Origin of the sequence: Caldimonas sp. (assembly GCF_046289365.1) — a bacterium.
Taxonomy (GTDB): domain Bacteria; phylum Pseudomonadota; class Gammaproteobacteria; order Burkholderiales; family Burkholderiaceae_C; genus Caldimonas.
On record NZ_JBKBVU010000306.1, the window covers coordinates 1 to 2,516 of the forward strand.

At 63.1% G+C, this 2,516-nt stretch carries 5 protein-coding genes; 3 read left to right on the top strand and 2 right to left on the bottom strand.

The window, feature by feature from the left end:
* On the top strand, positions 1–280 hold a 280-nt coding region (locus ACK42S_RS17360), incomplete at its 5' end, for a terminase gpA endonuclease subunit (protein WP_409710537.1).
* A gap of 5 nt (positions 281–285) precedes the next feature.
* On the opposite strand, the gene ACK42S_RS17365 is transcribed toward ACK42S_RS17360, so the two are convergent.
* On the bottom strand, positions 286–564 hold the full coding sequence (locus ACK42S_RS17365; protein ID WP_409710540.1) for a Txe/YoeB family addiction module toxin: 279 nt from the start codon (positions 562–564) through the stop codon (positions 286–288).
* A complete protein-coding gene (locus ACK42S_RS17370; protein ID WP_409710543.1) occupies positions 554–811 on the bottom strand; it encodes a type II toxin-antitoxin system Phd/YefM family antitoxin in 258 nt (85 codons plus the stop codon). Before ACK42S_RS17370 ends, ACK42S_RS17365 begins: the two co-directional genes overlap by 11 nt.
* Before the next feature lie 78 nt (positions 812–889).
* Between ACK42S_RS17370 and ACK42S_RS17375 the strand changes: the two genes are divergently transcribed.
* Positions 890–1,102 carry a phage head-tail joining protein gene (locus tag ACK42S_RS17375; RefSeq protein WP_409710546.1) on the top strand — a complete coding sequence of 71 codons (213 nt, stop codon included), beginning with the start codon at positions 890–892 and terminating at the stop codon, positions 1,100–1,102.
* Positions 1,102–2,516, top strand: a 1,415-nt coding sequence (locus ACK42S_RS17380; protein WP_409710549.1) for a phage portal protein, incomplete at its 3' end; no start/stop codon positions are given. The genes ACK42S_RS17375 and ACK42S_RS17380, both read left to right, overlap by 1 nt.

Consider the following 2,516-nt stretch of genomic DNA (forward strand, 5'->3'; position numbering starts at 1 on the left):
ACTCACTGCCGAGCGCATCCGCACCCGCTACGTGAAGGGCTTCCCGCAGCGCTTCTGGTGGAAACCCGATGGTCGGCGCAACGAAGCGCTGGACTGCCGGGTGTACGCCTACGCGGCATTGCACGGCCTGCTGTCGATGGGCCTGAACCTGAATAAGCGGGTGGAGGCGTTACCGCCGATTCCAGCCAGTCGGCAGCGAACTGCCAACCCGGCCACCAAAGCAGCGCTGACGCCGAGCCCACGGCGACGGCGCATGGCGATTGCGTCGAACTATGTGTGAGGGTGTTACTGGTAGTGGTAACGACAGGCAATCACCACCAGGGCATGGTCATCGACGCAATACACCAGCCGGTGGGTGTCGTCGATGCGGCGCGACCAGAAGCCCGAGAGGTTTTCCTTGAGGGGTTCGGGTTTGCCAATGCCCTCGAAAGGGTGGCGTACGCAGTCCTTGATCAAGGCATTGATGCGCTTGAGGGTCTTCTTGTCCTGGCCTTGCCAGTATTCGTAATCGTCCCAGGCGGCCAGGGTCCAAGTCAGTTTCAGCAGTTTGTCTTCAATCGGCATCGACCAGATCCTGCTGCTTCACCTGCCCCTGGCGGTACTGCTCGATGGAGCGTGCCAGGTGGGCGGCGTTCGCCGGCGACTTCAGCAGATGAACGGTCTCCATCAGGCTGTTGAAGGTGTCCAGCGACATCACCACAGCATCGGGGGCATCCCGACGTGCGATGACCGTGTAGTCGGCATCGTCGATGACCTGATCGATCACGTTTTTGAGGCTGTTTCGTGCCTCAGAAAAATTTACCACGCGCATGACGATGGCTCCTTTTGAGTTGTGCTATTTACTGCACAAGTCTAAGGCATTGCATGCACGTTTGCAAGGCAGGTCCGCATGACCCTCGAACAACTCAAGGCCCAGCGCGAGGCGCTGCAGGCCGCGCGCTTCAATGGCGTGCTCACCGTGAAGGCCGGCGACAAGTGGGTGACCTACAAGTCGGACGCCGAACTGCAGTCGGCCCTGGGAGACCTGGATCGTGAGATCGCCAAGGCAGAAGGCCGCCCGCGCGCCCGGCGCATCCGCGTTTACGCCGGGAAGGGGTTGTGATGAAGGTATTCCAGAACCTGCGCCAGAAACTTGGCCGAAAGGTGGGTGCCATGATCGGCGGATTCGAAGGTGGCTTGTCCGCCCGCCGTCTCAAGACCTTCGCCGCCAGCCGCGCGCACGTCAACACGCTGATCCAGGCCGCTGGTGCCGATATGACCGCGCGTGCCCGGTACCTGATCCGCAACAACGGCTACGCCGCCAACGCGGTCGAGTCCTGGGCGGGCAATGCGGTAGGCACCGGCATCAAGCCCTCGTCAGGCATCGCCGATGCCGTGCTCAAGTACCGGGTGCAACGGCTGTGGCTACGTTGGACCGATGAGTCCGATGCCGAAGGGCTGACCGACTTCTATGGCCAGCAGCGCCGCGCCGCTCGGGAACTGTTCATCGCCGGGGAGGTGTTCTTCCGCATCCGACCACGCAGGCCCGAGGATGGTTTGAGCGTGCCACTGCAGTTGCAGATGCTCCCGGCCGAGATGCTCCCCTTGAACCACAACCAGCTACTGGAGAACGGGCACCGCATCCGCCAGGGCATCGAGTTCGACCGCATTGGTCGGCGCGTGGCCTACCACTTCCTGCGCCGCCATCCGGGCGACATCACCGATCCGGGGTTGGCCGGGGAGACGGTACGGGTGCCGGCTGAGTCGGTGCTGCACATCGTTGATCCCGTCGACGCTGGGCAACTCAGAGGCGTGTCACGTTTCTCTCCGGCGCTGGTGAAGCTCTTTCTACTCGACCAGTACGACGACGCCGAGCTGGATCGCAAGAAGGTCGCAGCGATGTTCGTCGGCTTTGTGCGCCGACCGGAGCGGGATTTCGACAACAGCAATGAAACCGATGACCGGGGCGAGCCGCTGCTGCCACTCGAACCCGGGCAACTCCAGATCCTGGACGACGGGGAGGACATCACTTTCTCGACCCCGGCCGATGTCGGGGGCAACTACGAGAGCTTCCAGTACCGGACGCTCTTGCAGGTCGCTGCCGCCCTGGGCTTGCCCTACGCGAACCTCTCGGCCGATATGTTGAAGGCCAACTACTCGAACACACGCGCTGCGCTCCTGGAGTTTCGCCGGCGCATCGAAGCCTTCCAGCACTCGGTGCTGGTGTTTCAGCTGTGCCGAGCGGTGTGGGCACGCTGGATGGATACGGCGGTGCTCTCGGGGGCGTTGGACCTGCCGGACTACGAGCAACGCCGCGCCGACTACCTGGACTGCAGTTGGCTACCGCCACGTTGGGACTGGGTCGATCCCTTGAAAGACATCCGCGCCGAGATCATGGCGCTGGAAGCCGGCTTGAAATCCCGCACCCAGGCGATTGCCGAGCGCGGGCTTGATGCCGCGATGGTGGATGCCGAGATTGCTGCTGACCACCGGCGCGAGGACAGCCTGGGGCTGCGTTTCGGGCGTGAGCCTGCACC